We start from the raw sequence: 2,590 nt of genomic DNA on the forward strand, positions 1-2,590 counted from the left end.
TGGCAGGACCGCTGGGGGAAGTGGCCGGCCGCGTCGGCGGCGCTGATCCTCACCCTGTGGCACGCCCGGCCGCTGCGGTGCCGCATCGACGGGGTGGAGACCCCGGTGTGGATGCTCTTCGTCGGCAACGGGCCCTACGCACCGTCGGGCATGACGCCGTCCTACCGCCCGCGCCTGGACTCCGGGGTGCTCGAGGTCCGCTACCTGCGCGCCGACCGCCGGTTCTCCCGGGCGCGCGCGATCGCCGGGCTGCTGATCGGCACCATGGGCCACATCCGGACCTACGTCGAGCACACCGCGCGGACGCTGGACGTGGAGCTGCTCGACGGGCCGGTCGAGGTCGCGACCGACGGCGAGGTCATGGTCGCGGGCGAGCGGCTGTGCTTCTCGGTGGCCGACCACAAGGTGCCGGTCTACCGCCGCGACGAGTCCCGCTGGCCGGAGCGCGCATCGCCCTGGTGAGGGGCCGGGGCCGCCCACCCGCGCGAGGGGAACCCTCGTCCCGGTAGAGCGGCCGAATCCTCCCCTCGCGGGCGCGGCCGTCAGGCGTCCGCGCCGCCCGCGCCCGAGACCTCGTCGCCGGCACCGGTGTCCGTGGCGTTCTCCTCCGGCTCGGCCGCCGCCGCCGAGGCGGGCAGCAGCGCGGCCAGCGCCGCCCCGGACACCCGCCGGAACGCCCGGCGGCCGCGGCGGGTGCGGTCGAGCAGCGCGACCTCGAGGGCGTCGACGCCCAGCGTGCGGTCCTCGGTCGAGGCGGACGACGAGGACGACGACGAGCTCGACGACGACCCGTTCTGGGCCGCCAGCGCGTCGAGGGCGATGCCCAGCGCCGCGCGGGTGTCCAGCCCCTCCTCGTAGGAGGAGCGCAGGGCCGCCGACACCGGCTCGGTGGTGCCGCCCATGACCACGAACTGCGGCTCGTCGGAGATCGAGCCGTCGTAGGTGATGCGGAAGAGCTGGTCGCGGTCCGGGGTCTCCCCCAGCGCGCCCACGCACAGCTCGACCTCGAAGGGCTTCTGCTGCTCGATGAAGCTCGAGCCGAGGATCTGGGCGTAGGCGTTCGCGAGTGCCCGCCCGGACACGTCCCGCCGGTCGTAGGAGTAGCCCTGCACGTCGGCGTAGCGGATCCCGGCGCGGCGCAGGTTCTCGAACTCGTTGTAGCGCCCGACCGCGGCGAACCCGAGCTGGTCGTAGATCTCGGAGACCTTGCGCAGCGACTTCGAGCGGTTCTCCGCGACGAACAGGACGCCGTCGGCGCACGTCAGCACCACCACGCTGCGCCCGCGGGAGATGCCCTTGCGGGCGAGCTCCGAGCGGTCGCGCATCAGCTGGTCGACCGACGCGTAGAACGGCATCGTCATGGCGGGCGGGCTCCTCGGCGAGGTCGTGGCGGGCGGGGATCTCGGGTGGTGCCGCGGCTCAGGAGGCCGCGGGACCACCGGGCCGCTCGTGGCGGCCCGCGATGACGGCCTCGGCGACCGCCTGGACGTCCTCGTGCGGCAGCTGCACGGCGCCCTGGGCGTCGATCGCGACGACGACGGGGTAGATGTGGCGGATCGAGTCCGGGCCGCCGGTCGCCGAGTCGTCGTCGGCGGCGTCGTAGAGGGCCTCGACGAGGGCGCGGACGCAGCGGTCGCGGTCGGCGTCGGGGTCGTGCAGCTTCTTCAGCGCGGACTTCGCGAACAGCGACCCGGAGCCCACCCCGGCGTACCCGGCGTGCTCCTCGTAGCGGCCGCCGACGACGTCGAAGGACACGATCCGCCCGGCCCGGGCCGGGTCGGTGGCGTCGGGGTCGAAGCCGACGAACAGCGGCACGTAGGACAGGCCCTGCATCGCCGCCCCGAGGTTGCCGCGGATCATCGAGGCGAGCTTGTTCGACTTGCCGTCGAAGGTCAGGGGGACGCCCTCGAGCTTCTCGTAGTGCTGCAGCTCGACGGTGAAGAGCCGGACCGCGTCGACGGCGAGGCCCGCGGTGCCGGCGATCCCGGCGGCGGAGTAGTCGTCGGTGACGAAGACCTTCTCCATGTCGCGCTGCGAGATCAGGTTACCCATCGTGGCCCGCCGGTCCCCGGCGATGACGACGCCGCCGGAGTAGACCGCCGCGACGATCGTCGTCCCGTGCGGCACCGTCGCGACGCCCTCGGGGGTCAGCCCGCGCCCGTGCGAGGTGGGCAGCAGGTCGGGGCGGACGGCCGTGAGGAAGTCGACGAACGAGGACGTGCCGGCGTCGAAGTACGCGGCGGGCAGCCCCGGGTGGACCCGGGACGACGTGGGATCCATCGGCGGTCGACGCTCCTCTTCTCGCGGGCGGTGTCTCCGCCGTCCTCAGGCCTGAGACGGGACGGCGGGCCGGAACCCTAGTCCCGGCCCGCCGTACCCGCCTGCCGACTCACCGCGCCGCGCGGGGCACGGGGAGTGGGGTCACTGGCCACCCTTCTGCACGTACGCGCGCACGAAGTCCTCGGCGTTCTCCTCGAGCACGTCGTCGATCTCGTCGAGGATGGTGTCGGTGTCCTCGCCGAGCTTCTCCCGGCGCTCCTGGCCGGCGGCGGTGGTGTCCTCGCCGCCCTCGCCGTCGTCGCCACCGCCC

4 protein-coding genes are annotated in these 2,590 nt (G+C 74.0%); 1 reads left to right on the forward strand and 3 read right to left on the reverse strand.

Going from position 1 to position 2,590, the window contains the following annotated elements; all coding sequences use genetic code 11:
- Positions 1–462: diacylglycerol/lipid kinase family protein (locus AC0CYZ_RS16980; protein ID WP_472217418.1), on the forward strand; the 462-nt coding region annotated here is incomplete at its 5' end.
- A gap of 80 nt (positions 463–542) precedes the next feature.
- Here AC0CYZ_RS16980 and prcA read toward each other — a convergent pair.
- The 3 genes from prcA to AC0CYZ_RS16995 all read right to left on the reverse strand — a co-directional run.
- A complete protein-coding gene (prcA, locus tag AC0CYZ_RS16985) occupies positions 543–1,361 on the reverse strand; it encodes a proteasome subunit alpha (protein WP_472217420.1) in 819 nt (272 codons plus the stop codon).
- Positions 1,362–1,419: 58 nt separating this feature from the next.
- Complete coding sequence (gene prcB / locus AC0CYZ_RS16990) at positions 1,420–2,280, reverse strand: proteasome subunit beta (protein ID WP_472217422.1); 861 nt, start codon at positions 2,278–2,280, stop codon at positions 1,420–1,422.
- A 141-nt stretch (positions 2,281–2,421) separates the two neighbouring features.
- The coding region (locus AC0CYZ_RS16995) for a ubiquitin-like protein Pup (RefSeq protein WP_472217424.1) at positions 2,422–2,590 on the reverse strand (169 nt) is incomplete at its 5' end.

The sequence above is a fragment of the Actinomycetospora sp. genome (assembly GCF_055612215.1).

Excerpts from the sequence above, each read along its gene's own strand:
- prcA (WP_472217420.1), bottom strand. The coding sequence starts at position 1,361 with ATGACGATGCCGTTCTACGCGTCGGTCGACCAGCTGATGCGCGACCGC.
- prcB (WP_472217422.1), bottom strand. The coding sequence starts at position 2,280 with ATGGATCCCACGTCGTCCCGGGTCCACCCGGGGCTGCCCGCCGCGTAC.